This is a genomic window from Paenibacillus sp. FSL R5-0470, from assembly GCF_037975205.1.
In the GTDB taxonomy this organism is placed as follows: domain Bacteria; phylum Bacillota; class Bacilli; order Paenibacillales; family Paenibacillaceae; genus Paenibacillus_AQ.
The window spans coordinates 1952294-1971262 of sequence record NZ_CP150238.1 but is presented as its reverse complement, the minus strand read 5'-3'; the positions used below and the strand labels follow the sequence as shown (position 1 = coordinate 1971262).

Annotated in this window: 8 protein-coding genes; 1 reads left to right on the top strand and 7 read right to left on the bottom strand. The window is 42.8% G+C overall.

Annotated features, from left to right (window positions below; genetic code table 11):
* Positions 1 to 172 precede the first annotated feature (172 nt).
* The 6 genes from MKY99_RS08475 to MKY99_RS08450 all read right to left on the bottom strand — a co-directional run bounded on the left by MKY99_RS08475 (position 173) and on the right by MKY99_RS08450 (position 8637).
* Complete coding sequence (locus MKY99_RS08475) at positions 173 to 1678, bottom strand: alpha-glucosidase/alpha-galactosidase (RefSeq protein WP_339269873.1); 1506 nt, start codon at positions 1676 to 1678, stop codon at positions 173 to 175.
* 118 nt (positions 1679 to 1796) lie between these two features.
* A complete protein-coding gene (locus tag MKY99_RS08470) occupies positions 1797 to 2720 on the bottom strand; it encodes an AraC family transcriptional regulator (protein ID WP_339271554.1) in 924 nt (307 codons plus the stop codon).
* Positions 2721 to 2895: 175 nt separating this feature from the next.
* Positions 2896 to 4950, bottom strand: coding sequence for a methyl-accepting chemotaxis protein (locus MKY99_RS08465; RefSeq protein ID WP_339269871.1), 2055 nt, complete (start codon positions 4948 to 4950; stop codon positions 2896 to 2898).
* A 92-nt stretch (positions 4951 to 5042) separates the two neighbouring features.
* Positions 5043 to 5885, bottom strand: coding sequence for a sugar ABC transporter permease (locus MKY99_RS08460; protein ID WP_339269869.1), 843 nt, complete (start codon positions 5883 to 5885; stop codon positions 5043 to 5045).
* Positions 5882 to 7195, bottom strand: a complete 1314-nt coding sequence (locus tag MKY99_RS08455; RefSeq protein WP_042125830.1) for a sugar ABC transporter permease — start codon at positions 7193 to 7195, stop codon at positions 5882 to 5884. Before MKY99_RS08455 ends, MKY99_RS08460 begins: the two co-directional genes overlap by 4 nt.
* Positions 7196 to 7302: 107 nt before the next feature.
* Complete coding sequence (locus tag MKY99_RS08450) at positions 7303 to 8637, bottom strand: maltose ABC transporter substrate-binding protein (protein WP_339269867.1); 1335 nt, start codon at positions 8635 to 8637, stop codon at positions 7303 to 7305.
* A gap of 792 nt (positions 8638 to 9429) precedes the next feature.
* Here MKY99_RS08450 and MKY99_RS08445 point away from each other — a divergent pair.
* On the top strand, positions 9430 to 11175 hold the full coding sequence (locus MKY99_RS08445; RefSeq protein WP_076300000.1) for an alpha-glycosidase: 1746 nt from the start codon (positions 9430 to 9432) through the stop codon (positions 11173 to 11175).
* Between the two features lie 168 nt (positions 11176 to 11343).
* Here MKY99_RS08445 and MKY99_RS08440 read toward each other — a convergent pair whose 3' ends face one another.
* Positions 11344 to 18849: a pullulanase gene (locus tag MKY99_RS08440; RefSeq protein WP_339269865.1), complete on the bottom strand. Its 7506-nt coding sequence runs from the start codon at positions 18847 to 18849 to the stop codon at positions 11344 to 11346.
* Positions 18850 to 18969: the final 120 nt, after the last annotated feature.

The window sequence follows — 18969 nt, the reverse complement described above, 5'->3', positions numbered from 1 at the left end:
GCCTGTTCTATTGTCCTCCCCATATAAAAAAACCTCCATTCCAGAGCTTGGTAGGGGAGGTTTTTTTATTGAAATCTATTCAACTGTCCTAAACCGTTCCATAATACTTTTATTACCACTCAGAAAATAGATGGCAAGAGTCATATTCCAAATGAGTTGTAAACTCTACTACCTATTGAACCTTCTCTCTATCCTTGCCTTTATCAGATTCACTGGCATTTCTATTCGCTGCTTCCCGGTCCTCCATCATCTCATCCACTGTCTTTACCTTCAGGCGGGCTGCGCCTTCATTGTTGGCATTCGTTGGAATAAGATCTCCTGAAGCTAAGCGTTCCTTCGCTTTTGCAATGGCCTCGCTGTATTGTGGCAGCCACTGCTCCCCAGCTACAAGCATCTCATCGACCATCTGCCAGATTTCTTTCGGGTTACATACGGCGCCTACCAACGGATCCATCATAAATGCTTGACGTAGCAGCTTGTCATCGCCGTGCACAGCAGCTTCGACGGCTAAACGTTGCACCGAGATACTAACGTTGCACACTGCGGCTGCTCCTAAAGGCAATTCACCTACAAGCGGCATCGATATACCGTTCCGATCCACATACCCTGGTGCTTCGATGATCGCATCATCTGGCAAATTAGAGATCACGCCATTGTTCACAGTGTTAAAGTGACCTCTATACACTCTGCCCGTTTCCAAGCCTTCAATAATAAACGAACCATGTTCTTCTCCGCGATTCTCCACTGTATACTCCAATGCCGAGTCCTTCATCCAATTTGGAAAATCCGTTTCGAACCAATTCCGCCCTTCGGTGCAGACACGTAGATATCCACCCGTCTCACCGTTAATCCAGCTTCCCAGGTCGATCCAATCCATAATTTCATCGCGGCGTTTACGATACCATGGCACATATTCACTTAGATGACCATTGGATTCTGTACTGTAATATCCAAAGCGTCGCAGCATGTCGATCCGAACTTTTTCTGTGCGACTGAATTCTGGATGACTCTCAAAAGCTTCTAAAAGACCTTCGGTCAAATCTTTGCCCTTATGACTCGCCGAAATATACCAAGTCTGGTGATTGATACCCGCACAAATAATATCGACTTCCGACTTTTTCAGCCCATACACATCTGCAATTTGTCCATGCCCATGCTGCACCCCATGACACAGACCAATCGTCCGTACACCACCGTATTTGTTGCATGCCCAAGTCAGCATAGCCATAGGGTTCGAATAGTTAAGTAGGAGTACATCCGGCGCAGCCATTTCCCTAATATCACGGCAAATATTTAGCATTTCCGCAATCCCGCGCTGACCATACATGATGCCTCCTGCACAAAGGGTATCCCCTACGCACTGATCGACTCCGTATTTCAATGGAATATCCACATCTGTAGCAAATGCTTCCAGTCCACCCATACGAATAGTACAAAATACATACTTCGCATCCTTCAAGGCTTCTCTTCGATCCGTCGTTGCCTGGATTTGAATATTTAATCCATTCTCTTTAATATCACGTTGGCACAGCTCGGTAACCATCTCCAAGTTGTGGCTATTAATATCCATAAATGAGACTTCAATATTATTAAATTCCGGCACGGTTAGTAAGTCCCGCAACAATCCACGGGTAAATCCAATGCTGCCTGCCCCTATAAAAGACACTTTAAATGACATCCTTATCATCCTCCGGTAATGAATTGATTGTTCCTGTCCATTGTAGCAAGGGCGCTAAGGAAAGCGTAACCAATATCATGACCTCTTTTGAAGGAAGGTGTCAAAAATCCTAACTTATCTATTGAACATCCATCTCTTCATAACTCCAAGAATGACGCTCAATGGAATTACGATATTCTACGGGCGTGTTGTCAGTATATTTTTTGAAGAGGAGATGAAAATATTGTCTGCTACTAACCCCTACATAATCGGCAATTTCAGCAATTGGAATATCACTCTGCCCCAGCAGCATCTTTGCTTTCTCCATTCGCAGCATATTCAAATAATCACTGAGTGTCCTACCTGTATGTGACTTAAAAATACGATGCAGATATCCGGGATGCAGATTGACCGCGGCAGCGATATCCTTAACCTGAATACTCTGGTCGTAATTCTGATGCAGGAATTCGATACTGCGCCGCACATAGAGCTGCGAAGGCTGTTGACTGGCATGAAGCTGATCCTGTCGCAAGCTAGATAATCGAAGCAGAAGCTCACAGAACAATAAGTCAACCATACTTCCGCCTTTCCCGCCACTTTGATCAAGCTCTAGTACAAGTCCTTTTAGAACATGATAAATTTCCTCCGGATCAGGCATAACTAGACTGGAAAAGGGCATCTGTAACCATTCAGCTAGTGCCGCTTCTTTCCGAGCGAGCTTGCCGATAGATGGAGCAACCCCTGTATATTCCATAAATCCAAACTCCACATTCAGCATTCGGCAGGGCGTCCCATCCTCGACAATCAGTCTGTGCGGTACATTTGCATCGAGGATGATCAGTTCTCCCCGCTTCAACCTAAATCTCTCTTCTTCACCTGCTTTTGAACGGACATCCACGACACAGCTTCCTGAGATCAAATACATGATTTCAGTTGAATTATGCTGATGGTAGGTCATATAGTAGTTGTTCCATTGTTTATAATAGTAAGCAAAAAAATGAGGACTATAATCCCCTTCGATTAATGCCTGCTGAAAAAGACTCCCACTAAGACTTAGATGCAATTTCGTCAATCGATCATTCCTTTCTTCTATTAAAATGTTAACCCAAGTGTATCTCTCAAACTACTTCTAAGACAAGAAGAGCTACTTGAAGTCATTAAGTTAGAAAAAAACGAGCAAAACTCCATTAGACAGGAGAGTTGCTCGTTTTATTGTTTTTACTAATAAGATTTAATTCTCATACTTGAAAAGAAACCATAGATTGCTTAAGATCTGCTGCTAAGCTCTCCAGCTTTTGGGATAAGGAAACTAGCTCCTCACTTACAGTAAATTGCTGTGAAGACATCGAAGCTACCTCCTGCGTCGAAGCCGTCGTCTGCTGCACAATGGAACTGACACTCGCCATGGATTCACCTAATTGACGCTGAAACTCTATCAGTTCATGAATAGAAGCAGAGGATTCACTAAGATGCCCCATGAAGTGTTCCATTTCCTCTTTGACACTCGCAAAAATCGTTGACGACTCACGCACGGAAGAAATCTGCTCACGGAACTTTGGAGCGGTCTCATTGATATCTTTTACCGTGTTCTCAATGTGTAGACCAATCTCTTCCGTAATCTTGGAGACCGATTGGATCGACTCATTCGATTGGTTAGCGAGCTGTCTGATTTCATCAGCAATCACTATAAAGCCTCTGCCTGCTGCACCGGCTCTTACCGCCTCTATAGTGGCATTTAGCGCCAAAATATTGGTCTGCTTATTTACGGCAATCATAGGACTAAGAATACTACGAATTAAATGAGTACTCTCTCTTAGCTTATTGGAGTTCTCTTGTATTCGATTGAACATCTCCACCGTAGATTCACTCTGCTCTACCAGCAGCTTCATCAGCTCTGTCCCCTGATCACTAACCTCAATAACCCGCTCCGCCGAAGCGTCCATTACTGTATTTAGTTCAGTTACTTCACTCATCTTAATGCCAATGATTTCGACATTAGCATGGCTTTTTTCTGCTTCGACAGCAAGGCTTGCTGCTCCAAGTGCAATTTCACCCGTAGCAGATGCAACCTCTCTGGCATGAAGTGATGTTGTACCTGACGCTTTGACTAATTGCTCTGAAGTACCAAGCACTTCATCCGCTGACATTTCACTCTGGCTTGCAAGTAGAGAAATTTGCTCCATCATTTTGTTAAAGCTATGCCCGAGCCGACCAATCTCATCCTTACCCTTAAAATTCGTTCGTACACGAAGGTTTCCTCGCTCACCTTCTTCCATTAAGGTCGCCAGTTTACCTAGTGGACGCCCAACCAAACGAACAAGAACATAACCAATTAGCAGAGCTATCACGGCAGCTGCCAGCACCACAGAGAACGTGATATAAAGAAGCTTATCTGCCGACTTCGTAAAATCACTAACGGGTGCATATCCCATGAGCGTCCACTTTGCAGTCTTTAAAGGCTGATACACAACAAGCTGCGGACTTCCGTTCTCATCGGCTGCTGTAAATGAATGTTTCTTTTCTACATCTTGCCCTTCTGATACTTTTATGTAAGAGGGTTGACCCAGTTTAGCATGATCCGCACCATAAACTATGTTACCTTCTGAGCTCAAAATTCGAATCTCACCTGTAATTCCAATCTGAAGATTAGACAACATTTCGGTCATTGCCTTGCCTTTAACTTCGATCAGCATGTAATACTCCGCTTCAGGATGTACAAGATTGCGAAGCAATCTCCCCATAGTTAAAGTAGGTTCAGTATAAGAATCAAAGAAGCCCTTCTCACGAACCGGAAACCACACTGGCTCCCCTTTAGCATCTGCAATTTGTTTCAGTCTTTCAGCAATACCTTCATCACTACGAAGGCCACTAATTCCTGTAGATTTATACGATTCTGTTTCTTCCAAGCTCTTAGATACCAGTCTGACGCCATACATCCGCTCATCTGATCCTTTAACTAAGTCTAGCTTTCTACGAATCCGATCTTCTGCGGAAACTTTGGCTACCGTTGTAAGTTCTCCACTTTTTATGTTTTCCAAATCACCTTTTAATGTGGAGTCGAGGGCAAACTGCCTTGAGAGCGCTTCGTATTCTGTTAGAACAAAATCCAGCTTGTCCGCTGCTTGAACTATAGACTGTGAGGAGGCCGCGGCAACCTCATCTGTAATGATATCTTTGGCAGCAAAATATGAAGTCAATCCTAGAACAGAGGATAAGAGCACTATGGAGCTGAAAAGAATAACGAACAATTTTATCCCAACTGATCTAAACTGTAGGGTCCATAGCTTTTTCATTAAGTTCACTCCCTATGATGGAAAAAGGGTACAGCCTTCCATTTCTGTACAAAGGCTGTACCCAGTTCATTCTTTAGTATGAAGCGAAATTGTTACCCCTTACTAGCTCCTGCAGTCAATCCATCAACAAGCAGACGTTGCAAGAATACAAACAAAATCATAATCGGGATAGAGATCAGAACAGCACCGGCAGAGAATAAGGTGAAGTTAGTGTTTTGGTTCGTGTTAACCATATCCCACATTCCGACTGCGACGGTCCAGTTCTCCTTTGTCCGCAAAATAAGTCTGGCGAAAATGAAATCGACCCAAGGACCGACAAACTGAGTCAGTGCCATATAAGTGATCATAGGACGTGACAAGGGAAGAATCACTCGCATAAAGATCCCGAAATTACTCGCCCCGTCTATTCGAGCCGCCTCATCCAAAGAACGAGGAATCGTGTCGAGGAAGCCTTTGGCGATAAAGGTTCCCCCCAGCGGCGCCCCGGCTGCATAGACGATAATCAAGGCAATATGCGTATCCAGCAAATTAAACTCCTTAAGGAGCATATAAATGGCAATCATACTCATAAAACCAGGGAACATACCAAGAATCAGAACCGTAGATAACGCTGTTTTACGCGCTTTAAAACGGAATCTGGATACTGCATAACTGGTTAACAAGGTAAGAACTACACCGATAAGCATGGAGAATATAGCTATCTTCAATGTATTCGCATACCAAGTTCCAAACATATAGCTTGGTGACGTGAACAATTCTCTGTAGTGATCAAAGGTGAATTGCTCAGGGATAAACGATTTACTGTACAGTGATTTACCAGGCCGGAAGGAAGCAAACAGAATCCAGAGGGCCGGATAGAGTGCCGCTATCGACAAAGCAATCAAGATGATGTAACTACCACTTAAGCGAATAAAGTTCGCGATCTTTCTGCTCATTGGATCATATCCTCCTCTTTGAATGATTTCGTCCGGCGGTAATTGTACAGGGAGAATGAAGCAACAATGATAAAGATAATAATCCCTATAGCCGAAGCCATGTTGTTTTTATTCTGATCAAGTGTTAATTTGTATAGCCAGGTTACTAGCAAGTCCGTGGAACCGGCATATTGATAATCACCATTTACAGGACTACCGCCTGTCAATAGGAAGATCGCATTAAAGTTGTTAATGTTACCTGCGAATTGCGTAATTAAAGTAGGCGCTGTGGAGAACAATACCATTGGTAACGTAACGATACGGAACTTCTGATAACCTGATGCTCCATCCACCTCAGCGGCTTCATACATATCCCGAGGAATTGTAGTCAGTACGCCCATAATAAGTAACATCGAGACTGGAATACCAACCCACATGTTAACAATAATTACGGTAACCTTAGCCCAGAATGGATCTGTCAACCATGGTAATCCACCCATTCCAAAATACCCAAGGTATTGGTTGATCGGACCGAATTGACCGTTAAATAAATTGCGCATGAGCAGCAAAGAGATTAACTGCGGTACTGCGTAAGGTACAATCAGAATAACTCTCCACATTCCTTTGAAACGAATACCTTTTTGGCTCACCAATAAGGCTACCAATAGTCCTCCGAAATATGTAGTGATCGTCGAAAGAACTGCCCATATAATCGTCCATGTTAATACACCATAAAAAGTGTGGCTCCATGTTTTGAGAACTAATAAATTTCGGAAAGTCTGAAATCCAACCCAGTCAACCAATTTAGCGGGTGGAAGATGATCAGGTGCGGAATAGTTCGTAAACGCCAGCAGGATCATGAAGATGATTGGCATGATCGTAAAGAATAAAACACCAATACCCGGCAAGACCAAGAACGTCTGAGCGAACTTATAATCCAGTATATAGCGAACACTTTGTTTAAAGGTGTTTGCCTGAAGACCGTTATCGCGTTTCTCTCCAGTCTTATAAGCATCTTTAATGTTCAAATACCAAGCGAGGATTATGATGATAAGCATTAAAATGGTGATCAAGCTTTGAATCAAAATATAAATCGAGTGATCCCCAGCTACCATCTTAGCGATGCCTTTTACTTTTACCAAACGGCTAGGGTTTTCTCCTAGTGTAACAAAACCCCATAGAGCAGTAGCAAGATTCTGAATAAAATAATAAACAGCGGCGGCTTCTACAACTAAAAACATGATACCTTTGATGAATTGGCGGTTATATATTTGTCCCAATCCCATGAAAATCGTCGACAGTACTGCGGCCCTCGTGCGATGTCGCTGCATTTCGCTTCCGTTCTCCTCTCCGAGTGAAAATAAGAAGCTGCCCTCCGCTAAACATGCGACGGGCAGCTTGATTCACTGTATGCTGTTAAGACTGTGATTTATGATCCTTATTGCGATGAACTGTTGTTCAAATCTTTGATTTGTTGAACGGCTTTGTCCATTGCTGCTTTTGGATCTACACCCTTATCCCAAATTTCTGGAAGCGCTGCATTTACAGGGCTCCAAACGTTACCCATTTCAGGGATAGAAGGCATTGGTTGGGAACTCTTAGCTTGTGCTGCAAAAGCGGACACGAATGGATCATTAACGATTTGTGGATCAAGAAGCGCCTCGTTGTTTGTAGGAACAGAACCGATCGTTTTGTTCAGTAACAATTGAGCGTCTTTGCTTGAAGCAAAATGAGCGTACAATTTAGCAGCATTCGGATATTGAGTAAACGAGTTAACTGCGAAAATTTTGATACCAGAGAATGTAATAGCTGTTTTGCCATTTACTGTAGGGATCGGTGCGATACCAAGGTTATCTCCAAGAGCTGCTTTGTATCCTCCAAGCTCCCAAGGACCAGTGATATCCATCGCTACATCACCTGAGTTGAACAAGCTGCGTTTGATATCACTATTGATATCTCCGCTCTTAATTGGCAATGCTTCTTTCATTTTCACAAATTCTTTAAGTCCTGCAACAGCTCCTTCATTAGCAAGTCCGATGTCATCTTTATCTGTACCGTCCTTACCGAATAGATATCCACCATCAGAAGCGATAAACATGTAGTTGAAGTACAGGTTTCCTACTTCCCACATAATTCCGTATCTGTTCTTGGATTTATCTGTGAATGTTTTGCTGAAAGCAAGAACATCGTCGAAAGACTTAGGTGCTTCTTTAACGAGTGATTTATTGTAGAACAATGCATAAGTTTCTGCTGCTCTTGGGTATCCATACAATTCGCCATCGTACGAAGATCCGATAATTGAAGCTTCAGTATTGCTAGCTTTTGTTTCTTCACCGAAGACGTCATTAGGAAGAACCAAGCTCGCACTTGCCGCTTTACCTAAGTTGTCGTGAGGGATAAGAACAACGTCTGCTGCTAATCCTGAAGGACCATCTTGCGTAAGTTTTGTTACTTGATCTGGTGGTGCCAACTCTTCAATCTTGACTGGAACGTTATATTTTGCTGTGAACTGCTTAGCAATTTCATCTGCGAATGGTCTTTCTTCCTTACTTTCCCATACAACTAGTGTCGCTCCATCTTCAGGTACAATTTCTTCTGTTGCTGCTGCATCTGTGGTCTCTGGCGCTGCAGTCTCTGTAGTGTTGTTAGCAGCATTAGTAGCTTTTGCTGCATTGTTTCCCCCGGCATTCCCATTGTTGCTCGAACCACACGCTGTAACGGACAGTGCCATAGAGACAGCAGCGGTGATAACCATCACTTTTTTTAACTTCATTACTTTAACCCCTCCCAATTTTAAAAAAGCATAAGATGATAAAATAGTAGAGCTAGAAATTTGCGCAAACGATTTCAGAAAAGCTAAAAAAAAAGTTATTCTTTTAGCTCGCTCCTTCTTGAGATGCAATTCGCAGTGCAAGAAAGCGCTTCATTCATGAATACATCATACAACAGTATCGTTTGTTTTTAAAAACGTTTGCACATACCATATTTGACCATTTTCCATTAATTTATAAACACTATAGGCATTTATCTCCATTTTTCACATGATATCTTTTAATTAATCGATAATTCATGTGTTTAAAAATGGAATTGTTATTTTATTTGCCCCTCATATCCCACAAATTCACTTTTCCTATAGATTTACAATTATCTGAGAGTAGAAACGCTCATATACTCAAGTGAAAATTTGTGCAATGGTTTGAACAAGAGTATTGAAAGCCCTTTTATTCCATGCTATAATCCAAATCGTTAAGAGGCAACCCAACATGAATCATTTCATCTATTGTCTGCCTCCTGTTCTATATAACTAAAAGGCAATGTTACTTATGAAAGGTACAACCTCGGACAAGCTACTTCGCGGCGGTTGTGCCTCTTTGTTATGTGCAAGTTTGCCTCATCATTTGCGCATGTTGCATAAAAAACTGTGCAACCAATAACAATAGCGACATTCTAAAACCCACACGCAGTAATCAATTGTTCGGGAAAGTATCGCTCACAAAACTTAAGCGTATGCTTTCGAGGTAGTTTTGCCGAAGCTGGTCTTACAAAACTTTAGGAGGACTTATTCATGTTACTGGAAGCTGTGTACCATCGCCCGCGGTTAAATTGGTCTTATGCCTATAATGAGAGTACGATTCACTTGCGTCTCCGCGCTAAAAAAGGGGATTTAACAGAAGTATTTGCTTTTGCAGGGGATAAGTACACTTGGGATACCACGAAAGAGCTAATTCCCATGACCCTCTTCACCTCTGATGCGATGTTCGATTATTGGGAATGTGCTTCAGTTCCCATCTATCGCCGATTGAAATACGGATTCTTACTGCAAAAGGATAACGAGAAGGTTTGGATGACCGAAAATGATTTTCAAACGAACCGGCCAGAAAATCCAAACAAGCTTTTCGAGTTCCCATTTATTAACCCTGTTGATGTGTTCACTCCACCTGCCTGGGTAAAGGATGCTGTTTTCTATCAGATCTTCCCTGAACGCTTTGCAAATGGCGACCCTAGCCTTGATCCAAAAGATGTTCAGCCATGGGGAGCAGAGCCAACACCAACCAACTTTTTTGGCGGCGATCTGCAAGGGGTTATTGATCATCTGGATCATCTTAACGAGCTTGGCATCAATGCTATTTATTTCACACCACTCTTCACTGCAACTACTAATCATAAATACGATACAGAAGATTACATGAAAGTTGATCCGCATTTCGGGGATATTGCAACGTTAAAAAAACTCGTCGAACTCTGCCATAAACGTGGTATTCGTGTGCTGTTAGACGCAGTATTCAACCACTCCGGTGGAACCTTCGCTCCATTTTTAGATGTTCAGGAAAAGGGAGAAGACTCCATTTATAAAGACTGGTTCCATATTCGTGAGTTTCCGCTTCAAGTTGTAAACGGGATTCCTACTTATGATACTTTTGCCTTTGAACCACATATGCCAAAGCTTAATACCGAACATCCTGAAGTTAAAGAGTACTTACTGAAGGTCGCTGAATTCTGGATTACAGAAGTTGGAATCGATGGTTGGCGCCTCGACGTAGCCAATGAAGTAGATCATGATTTCTGGCGTGAATTCCGCAAGGTGGTAAAGCGCGCTAATCCGGAGGCCTACATCCTTGGAGAAATCTGGCATGAGTCTGCTCCGTGGCTGGAGGGTGATAAATTCGATGCCGTCATGAACTATCCCTTCACTGATGCTGTCTTAGACTTTTTTGTTCATGGTAACCTTGATGCAGAGGGGTTTGCCAACTCTATTGGTAGACAGTTATCGCGCTACCCACTGCAAGCAAGTGAAGTTGCCTTCAATCTGTTAGATAGTCATGACACTCCACGCTTACTTACGCTGGCTGCGGGGGACAAAAATAAAATGCGATTAGCTGCACTATTCCAGTTCACCTTTATGGGTACTCCTTGTATCTATTATGGCGACGAGTTCGGAATGGACGGCGAGGGTGACCCAGGTTGTCGTAAATGCATGGAGTGGAACCCTGAGAAGCAGGATCGTGATCTGTTCGAATTCTACCGTCAGCTCATTCAAATCCGCAATGAGCAACCTGCACTTCGTACGGGGACGTTTACTTTCTTGGAGGCAGGTCGACAAGGCAGTAAGATAGCCTATGAGCGCCGATTGGATCTTGAGACTATAGTTGTACTGATCAATAGCGAAGAGACCGCTCAAACGTTCCGTATTGACGTAGACGAGCGAAATTGGGAGAACTTGTTCACGGCCGATACAGTGCGTGCTGAGCGTGGCAAGCTGAACGTGAAGATGCCTGCTTATGGTTTCGCTATACTTAAAGCAATCAACTAGATTTAAATGCCTTTGGCCGTATAAAACATAACAAAACAGGGTATCTCACTAGCTATGATAGCTGTGGGATACCCTGTTTTCTATTAGAGATGACTAAGAATGACTGTCACATTACTAGCCAATTACTAATACTTCGGTGCACTAACAATCAGCACACCGAAGTCCAGTTTACTTGCTCAGTAGTGTATAAATAATCTGTGCGCTTTCTGCGCGGGTCATCCACCCTTTTGGAGCAAATTGATTGTTCTCTCTGCCTTGGAGAAGCCCTAGACCTGCTGCTGTCTTCACGTAGCTATCTGCCCACTTGCTAATGCTAGATGCATCTGCAAATGTCGTGACACCCACTGCTGGTTCGATCTTCTTACCAGACTTCACTTCAAGCGCACGGATCACCATGATAGCCATTTCCTCACGGGTAATGGATGCATTCGGCGCAAAATTATCCTTGCTTCGACCACTAACAATGCCCAGCTTAGACGCTGTTGCTACGTATGATGAATACCATGCATCTGACTTGATATCAGTAAATTGAACTGGTCCTTCCGCATTTAAACCAAGTGCACGAACTAGTAATGCGGTAAATTCCGCACGACTAACATTGCTCTTCGGATTAAATTCGGTTGTCGTAACCCCTGAAATAATTTGTTTTGCAGCAAGAGACTGAATGGCATGGAATGCCCAATAAGTAGTTGGAACATCCTTAAACGACTTCACAATCTCAAGTACGGCATATTTACTAAAGTGCATGACTTGTGTGGATATCACGTCTCCCTTCAGCTGTCCACCTACGTACTCAAGCTCGCCATTATCTCCTAAATAGTAAATCCCCAATAGATCTTTATTCGATTGACCTTTAATCTTAAACGATATTGTGATTGGCTCATCGAACTTCTTAACTACAATCCGGGTACCATCTTTCTTCAGAACGCTAAGTCTCAGTTCAAACACATCGGAAAGCGAAGTTACGGTCCCCACCTCTTTGTTTAAACCATCGACTAATGCTTTTGTAGCAGACTGGACCAATGGTTTCAGCTCCAACAGGATATGAGCACCTTCCGCATCCACACCTGAAGCTAAACTTGGTATTGTGCTTAACAGTTTGTTAGGGATAGTAACCAATAGATCCCCCACTTTAAATACTAGATCATTAGATCCCAATGTTTTTGCTGCTTGCAACGGTAACAATACCGCTGTCTTACCTGCAGCAATATCGATTTGTACCTTTCCATCTTTACCATTCTTCAAACTGTCCTCACTGACAACTTGCATATCAGCAGGAGTTGTTGGGCTAACTACAGCACCACCTGAGGTTGGTGTTGGTGTCACTTTAGATACAGCAGCTAGAATAACCGTACCCCCATCATCTCTACCTGGTAGATCAATGATTACTTTTTGATCTTCGGATACCGTGTATGTTTTACCGCTGTACTCATCCTTTACAGATGAATTGGCAGCAAACGGTACTGGAATCGTTGCGGATTCCTCACTTGTCTTAGTGTTAATAACCGTCACGACGTTCTCATTATCGTAAGACTTATTGAAGGCTAAATAACCTAAATCATCTGAACCTGCCAGCTTCGTGCGCGTCCCTTTGGAATACACTTTGGAGTATTTTGCACGGATATTCAACAGCTTCTGATAATGATCATGAAGTGGCTTTTCTGCAGTCAACTGATCCCAAGGCATATCTTTACGGTTCTCACTGAACTCACCTTTAGACATGTCTCCTGCATTTTTGCCCGATTTCCCCAGTTCTTCTCCGTAGTAAATGACTGGCTGTCCCTTGGCTGTGATTTGCAGAGCGGCTGCGATTTTCAGCTTGCCTTTATCTCCATCCACATAATTAGACAAGAAGCCATCCTCATCATGACTACTCAGGAATTGAGCCATCATCTTCGTGTTATCAATCTTTAACTCTCGTTCCTGCAAATAGGAATCAACACTGTTAACTTTACCATCAGTAAAGTCTTTCGCAGCATCATTAAATCCAAAATCAAGCAGTCCGTCCATCTGGCCTGTTTCGAGCATTCCACCATTGCTATCAATGGTTCCGCCAAAGTATTCACCGGTCATTTTGAAGTTTGGATCAATTGAAGTCAGTGCATTTTTAAATGCTTTCCAAGTTGTATCTTCTACATGTTTGACTGTATCCACACGGAAATAGTCAATCGTATCTCCACGTTCCGTCCGAGCGTTATCTAACCACCCTGTTTGCCAAGCGATAATTTTATCACGGACGGCTGGATCTTCCGTTTTGAAATCCGGCAATCCTGCAAGCTCGCCTTTGATTGGATCTGTATCCGCGGATACACCATCCGTACGAAGCATTCCTTCAAAACGTGCTTTATCCTCAGCTGTAATCGTCGGCTCTTTATCCTCAACCTTTAAACCGTAGCCCGTATGATTGAGTACAACGTCGACCATGATCTTAATGCCCTTGTCATGTGCCTTTTCGATCAATTCCTTGAAGGTCTCCATATCACCAAGATGCTCGTCGAGCTTTGTAAAGTCCTTGGCCCAATAGCCATGATATCCGTATTGTTTGAATCCATCACCTTTATTAAAATCAATATTATCTACAATTGGCGTAATCCAAAGCGTGTTAATACCAAGTTCTTGCAAATAATCGAGATTGTCGATCATTCCTCGGAAATCACCACCGTGGTATGCTTCCAGTTGATCTTTATCTACATTCTCATTATTTGTTGGATCTCCGTCTTTGAAGCGGTCTGTAAGCGCGAAGTATATACGAGCCTCATCCCAATCAAAATCCAGCTTATCACCTGTGTAGGTTCTCGCTTTTACCTCGAGTTTAGCATTTTCTTTATGTGTATTTCCGTACTGGTCCACGAGCGTAATCGGAATATTTTTAATCCCCGCTGACACCGTGTCCTTCACAGCAACTGTCTGCTTCATCAGCCCCGTATCCAGCTTAACTTTGCTTGGTCCTCCAAGATTGGTTAAATCCATGTATCCCTCTGAATATGTTACCTCTTCTGAAGTCACTACATTGATGGTTACAACCGCATTCTGATTAGATGCAACTGCTTCCGGATTCACGGATGTCGTAATCTTAACGTCAGGAATATGATACACAACAATAGATTCATCATTCACTGTATTCTTAGGATCTGTAAATTCAGTAGTGATTCCGTTTTTCGTGATCAAGAACGTATACTTATACGTACCTTCTACTAAATCAGTCAACGTGTAAGTGAACCACTCGTTAGCGGAATCATAAACCATTGGATATATTTTTCCATTCACTTTTACTTTTGCAGCTGTGATCGCATCCATATTTCCATTACGGAACAAGGCATCATCGCGATATCTAAAAGTAATCGTTCCATCCTTAAGGATAGGACCGCTAATACTTGGTTTGATATCAAACTCCTTCACCCCGCTAGTTACATTCACTTTAGTGAATAATTCACCAGGCGTCAGCGGAATGATACGGTCATCCCCGTAGGGGTCCTTAATCGACCAATCGGTACCTTTACGAAGGACGAACCCTACACTTGTCGCATTCTCAGCAACCTCAATCAAAACACTCGCTGTGCCATTCTTAAAGGTTGTAAAATCAATCTGATCATTTTTAACTCCTGTATTCCAGACCCAGATGTTCCAATCCTTATAATCCTTATCACTACGGGTATAAGTGAACAGAACATATCTCTTATCCGTAACCTTAACTGTAACGGTTGTAGAAATACCGCCATAAGTAATGGTAATTACAGCTGTTCCATTACCAACTGCCTTCACTTGACCTTTATTGGTTACTGTAGCCACTTCAGGCTTATTGGAAGTGTAAGTAGCCAATTGCGTAACATTTCTTCTGCTGTTGTCGTCGTACTTCGCAAAAACAGCTGTTTGATGCGTATTGCCTGCTGCCAGCGTGTAGCTTGTACTATCGGTCTCTATAGAAGTAAGCGTAGCGGCTTCAGCTTCCATTTTGATAATCACTGCAGTCAAAGGATCTAGCTTGATTGAATTAGCAGTTAAAATGAAACCACTCTGTTGACTAACCGCAGTAACACCAGCTTCATCATTGTCAACAAGCACCTGACCACTCGTCAAATCCTCTGATAAAGTAAGAGTTCTAGCTGTGCTATCGCCATTCATGAAGACATAATAGATACCTGTGCCATCAGTAGCTTTGTTTGAATAACCAATGACAAGATCATCAGTCTTCATTTCTGGTGCAGGAATTAGGTTAACATTGGAATCAACCAGATCCTTGTCGCCCAATCGGAATGCATCGGTAGACTTTCTCAATTCCATCAGACCTGACGTATATTTTCTTGTCGTATTCTGTACTGGGAATTGTGATTCATCCGTTGCTTTGGTCCAATCAAACATGTTGACAGCATCCGAAGAATCATACGAATCATGAATAAAATAACCAAAGGATTTGCCTTCACTATCAAACATTTCAGTGTATTTATCCTGAGGAACCGAAGTGCTATTCCATTGCTTGGTACGCCCATATTCCTGGCCTGCATGAATGAAGGCAGTGCCTTGGGAGGTTAGAACAAGCATGTTTCCAAGTCTAATCCGTTTCTGGATTTCAAGCTCATTCTTCTCAATGGCAGGATCTTTCTTGATCGTTTGTGCAATAACATCGTGCAGCGTCAGGTTATCATGCGCTTCGATGTACGGAACGATATCACCTGGATCATCAGCAGGCGTATTTGAGGGCTCCGCCTTAATATTGTTAAAGATTGTCGCTATTGGACGCGCTCCGCCTGTAATAAATCTAGGTTGACCTTCGGAACCATAACCAGATTTCAATTCATTGCGGAATTCGTCAGAGAAAACACCGACGCTATCCGTTTTATCCATCCAGTCCTGATCTGCCCCTTTTCCAGCAAGGGAAGGATCAGCTGCGGCACCACCGAATGTTCTCCAGCCTTCACCGATAAAAAGTGCCTTCGGATTAATTTCTGCCGCGGCATCATAAGCATTCTGAACAGCCTCCGCTGTCGCATCGCCCATCATATCCCAGCGCATTCCATCTATCTTGTACTCTTCAAACCAGTATTTCACGGAATCAACCATCAACTTCTCAGCCATTTTATGGTTAGTGGCCAGATTGTTTCCGAAACCTCCGATAAAGTTGCCATTTGCATCTTGGAACGCGTAGTAATTAGGTACGATGTCGTTTAAGAATTCTTTTTTAGCCATATGTGTGTACACTACATCCAGAATGACACCCATTCCAGCTTCATGTACGGCGTCAATCAATCCTTTTAATTCTTTAATCCGCTCCTCAGGATCAGCAGGTTTCTGCGAATAAGCACCATCTGGAGAGAAGTAGTTGTGAGGATCATATCCCCAGTTGTATTCATTGTTTTTAGCGGAATAATCTGTTTCTCTAGTCCCCATCTTCGTTTCGTCCCCGTAATACCAAGCCATTACAGGAAGCAATTGAATATGAGTTACACCGAGAGATTTAATATAATCGAGCTTCTTTTCAAAAGCGCTATAAGAGCCCCATCTTTCGCCACTCAGACTATCTTCGATCGATACATCGGATGTAAAGTCTCTGACGTGGACTTCATAAATGATTGCGTCCTCGCGTTTTTCGTAGCCTTTAATATCAGCATAACCAAAGGTATCCGGGTTCGTCTGTCTTAAATCAACGATAGCCGCTTTACCGACTGTATCCCCGCCAGCACCAGCTGCACCTGTGGTATCCATAGTAAATACCGCCATTGATTTAGCATAAGGATCAAGGACCTTATTGGTTACACCGTCATTCGTCACTTCATATTGATAAAAGAATCCTCTTACATCGTTTGTAGTCGTGCCTGTCAAATCAGTCGGCTTCAAATCAACCGACCAGACCCCTTGATCTCCACTCGTTAAGTCAACACTGCCCACAAGCACGTTGGAGTCATTCTTATCGTACACATTTACGACAACCGAGCTAGCTTTAGGAGCCCACAATTTTAACGTGGCTGTTTTGTCAGCGTTGTACGTAGCCCCTAGATCATCTCCTGTATAATTGTACATTTCATCAAGCATTCTCCAACCACTAGCCGCAGAGACCGTTTTGCCTGAATAAGTAACGCTAAGCGGAACTTTATCCAGATCAAAGGCTTTTGTATCAACTTCAATTGAAGTTTTGCTAGTAATGGTTACAGCCGATACAGGAATAGCAACACCATCTTTATCTTTAACGGTAATCTCATTCTTCAATGCTGCTGCATCCAAGCCGTCAGTTAACGTGAAACCAAGAAGGATTTTGCTCGTCGACAACACTTCAGCAGATACTAAACCGATAGGTGTTTCACCAAATGGTGAAACATATACATTGTTGTCTCCTTCTTTTATCCACAGCTGGTTGTAACGATCCAGTAGAGTAAATCCTTTGTCACCGCCGTCTTTATTATCGCCATTCAACGGGTTCACTACGAGAAACCCAATTTTTTTTGCAGCTTCTTTCAATGGAATATCAATATAAGCACCAAAGCGACCTACTTGATCGGCTTGGAATGGAATTGCATCTTTAGGCCAATCCTTAAGTGAAACTGCTACATCTTCCCACAACCATAATCCATACTGACTTTGATTGGAATCTGATCTCATATAATGGATCCGAACGGTATTTGCAGGAAGCTTAACCGGTTCATAAGGCGTAACTACATCAGAGCCTTCTGTGATCCATACTTCATTAGTTTGTGGAGTATTAATTGAGAAGTTCTTATCTCCTCCATCTTTAGCACCACTTGCACGCTGAAGTGCGATGAATGAGATTTTCTTAGCCCCATCCTTAATCGGCACATCAACATATGCACCATAGGAATCCATTTGTCCATCAGGAAAAGGGGTCGCACCCATAGCCCAATCAACAGAAGGGCTTACAACATCACCCCATAACCACAATCCCTTATCGGTGTAATCACTAGCTTTGTAGTGAACACGAATGTGCCCTGCTGGAACAGGTGTAACCTCTACAGGTTCAGTAGGGATTTTATATTCTGCGGTCACACTGTGATCTGCAGTATTGTACTTGAAGGTTACCTTAAGATCTAACGGTAGGCTCAACGCTAGATCGCTTTCTGGATAAGACATATACTCTGCTTCTGTGGCTCCTGGAACAGAAACCTTATATGTGTAATCTCCCTGAGGCACAGTAACAACTGTACTGTACACACCATCAAAATCAGGATCTGTTAATGTGGACAACGCCTCTGCTGGCAGGTTTCCTGTCAATTTAGGCGTAATTGGCGTGTAATACGTAGAATCAGCTATTTTATGAGTGATGTCATTATAATAAAAGGTTACAGTCGTTTCTGTTTCTAGCTTGATGTGGATATCGCCTTTATTATTAACTCCATTAGGATTGGTGTAATTTCCGTAGCCATAACTCTCATCAAAACTATCGTTCAGAGCAACCTTATAATTATATTCTCCTGCTGGCAGAGTCCCATTAAAAGAATACAACCCATTGTCTGAGTAAGTCATTTGGGTGACTACTGATGCCTCATCCCACTCCTTGCCGGGATTTTCCGCCCCAGTAAAAATAAACTGTGATTGCAAATCACCGACCAAAACTACCTTTGTCGTTTCTGCTGAAACCTTAACTGGGTGTAAGCCGAGACTGGAGAACACAAGAGCAACGATCATAAAGATCGCGAACGTCCTCTTACCCCATAAATTTATTTTCATTTTTGTAAAACCTCCCATAATTATGAATTCCCTTTGTGCAAGCGGATACATAATTTCTCGAACCCCGCCAATTATTCTGAGGTTATGAAATCATGCGTCTTCCTTCTGTGGTTGGAGAAG

Bases quoted from the DNA above. Each gene is read 5' to 3' on its own strand.
- MKY99_RS08475 (WP_339269873.1), bottom strand. From the start codon at position 1,678: ATGTCATTTAAAGTGTCTTTTATAGGGGCAGGCAGCATTGGATTTACC.
- MKY99_RS08465 (WP_339269871.1), bottom strand. From the start codon at position 4,950: ATGAAAAAGCTATGGACCCTACAGTTTAGATCAGTTGGGATAAAATTG.
- MKY99_RS08460 (WP_339269869.1), bottom strand. From the start codon at position 5,885: ATGAGCAGAAAGATCGCGAACTTTATTCGCTTAAGTGGTAGTTACATC.
- MKY99_RS08455 (WP_042125830.1), bottom strand. From the start codon at position 7,195: ATGCAGCGACATCGCACGAGGGCCGCAGTACTGTCGACGATTTTCATG.
- MKY99_RS08450 (WP_339269867.1), bottom strand. From the start codon at position 8,637: ATGAAGTTAAAAAAAGTGATGGTTATCACCGCTGCTGTCTCTATGGCA.
- MKY99_RS08445 (WP_076300000.1), top strand. From the start codon at position 9,430: ATGTTACTGGAAGCTGTGTACCATCGCCCGCGGTTAAATTGGTCTTAT.
- MKY99_RS08440 (WP_339269865.1), bottom strand. From the start codon at position 18,849: ATGAAAATAAATTTATGGGGTAAGAGGACGTTCGCGATCTTTATGATC.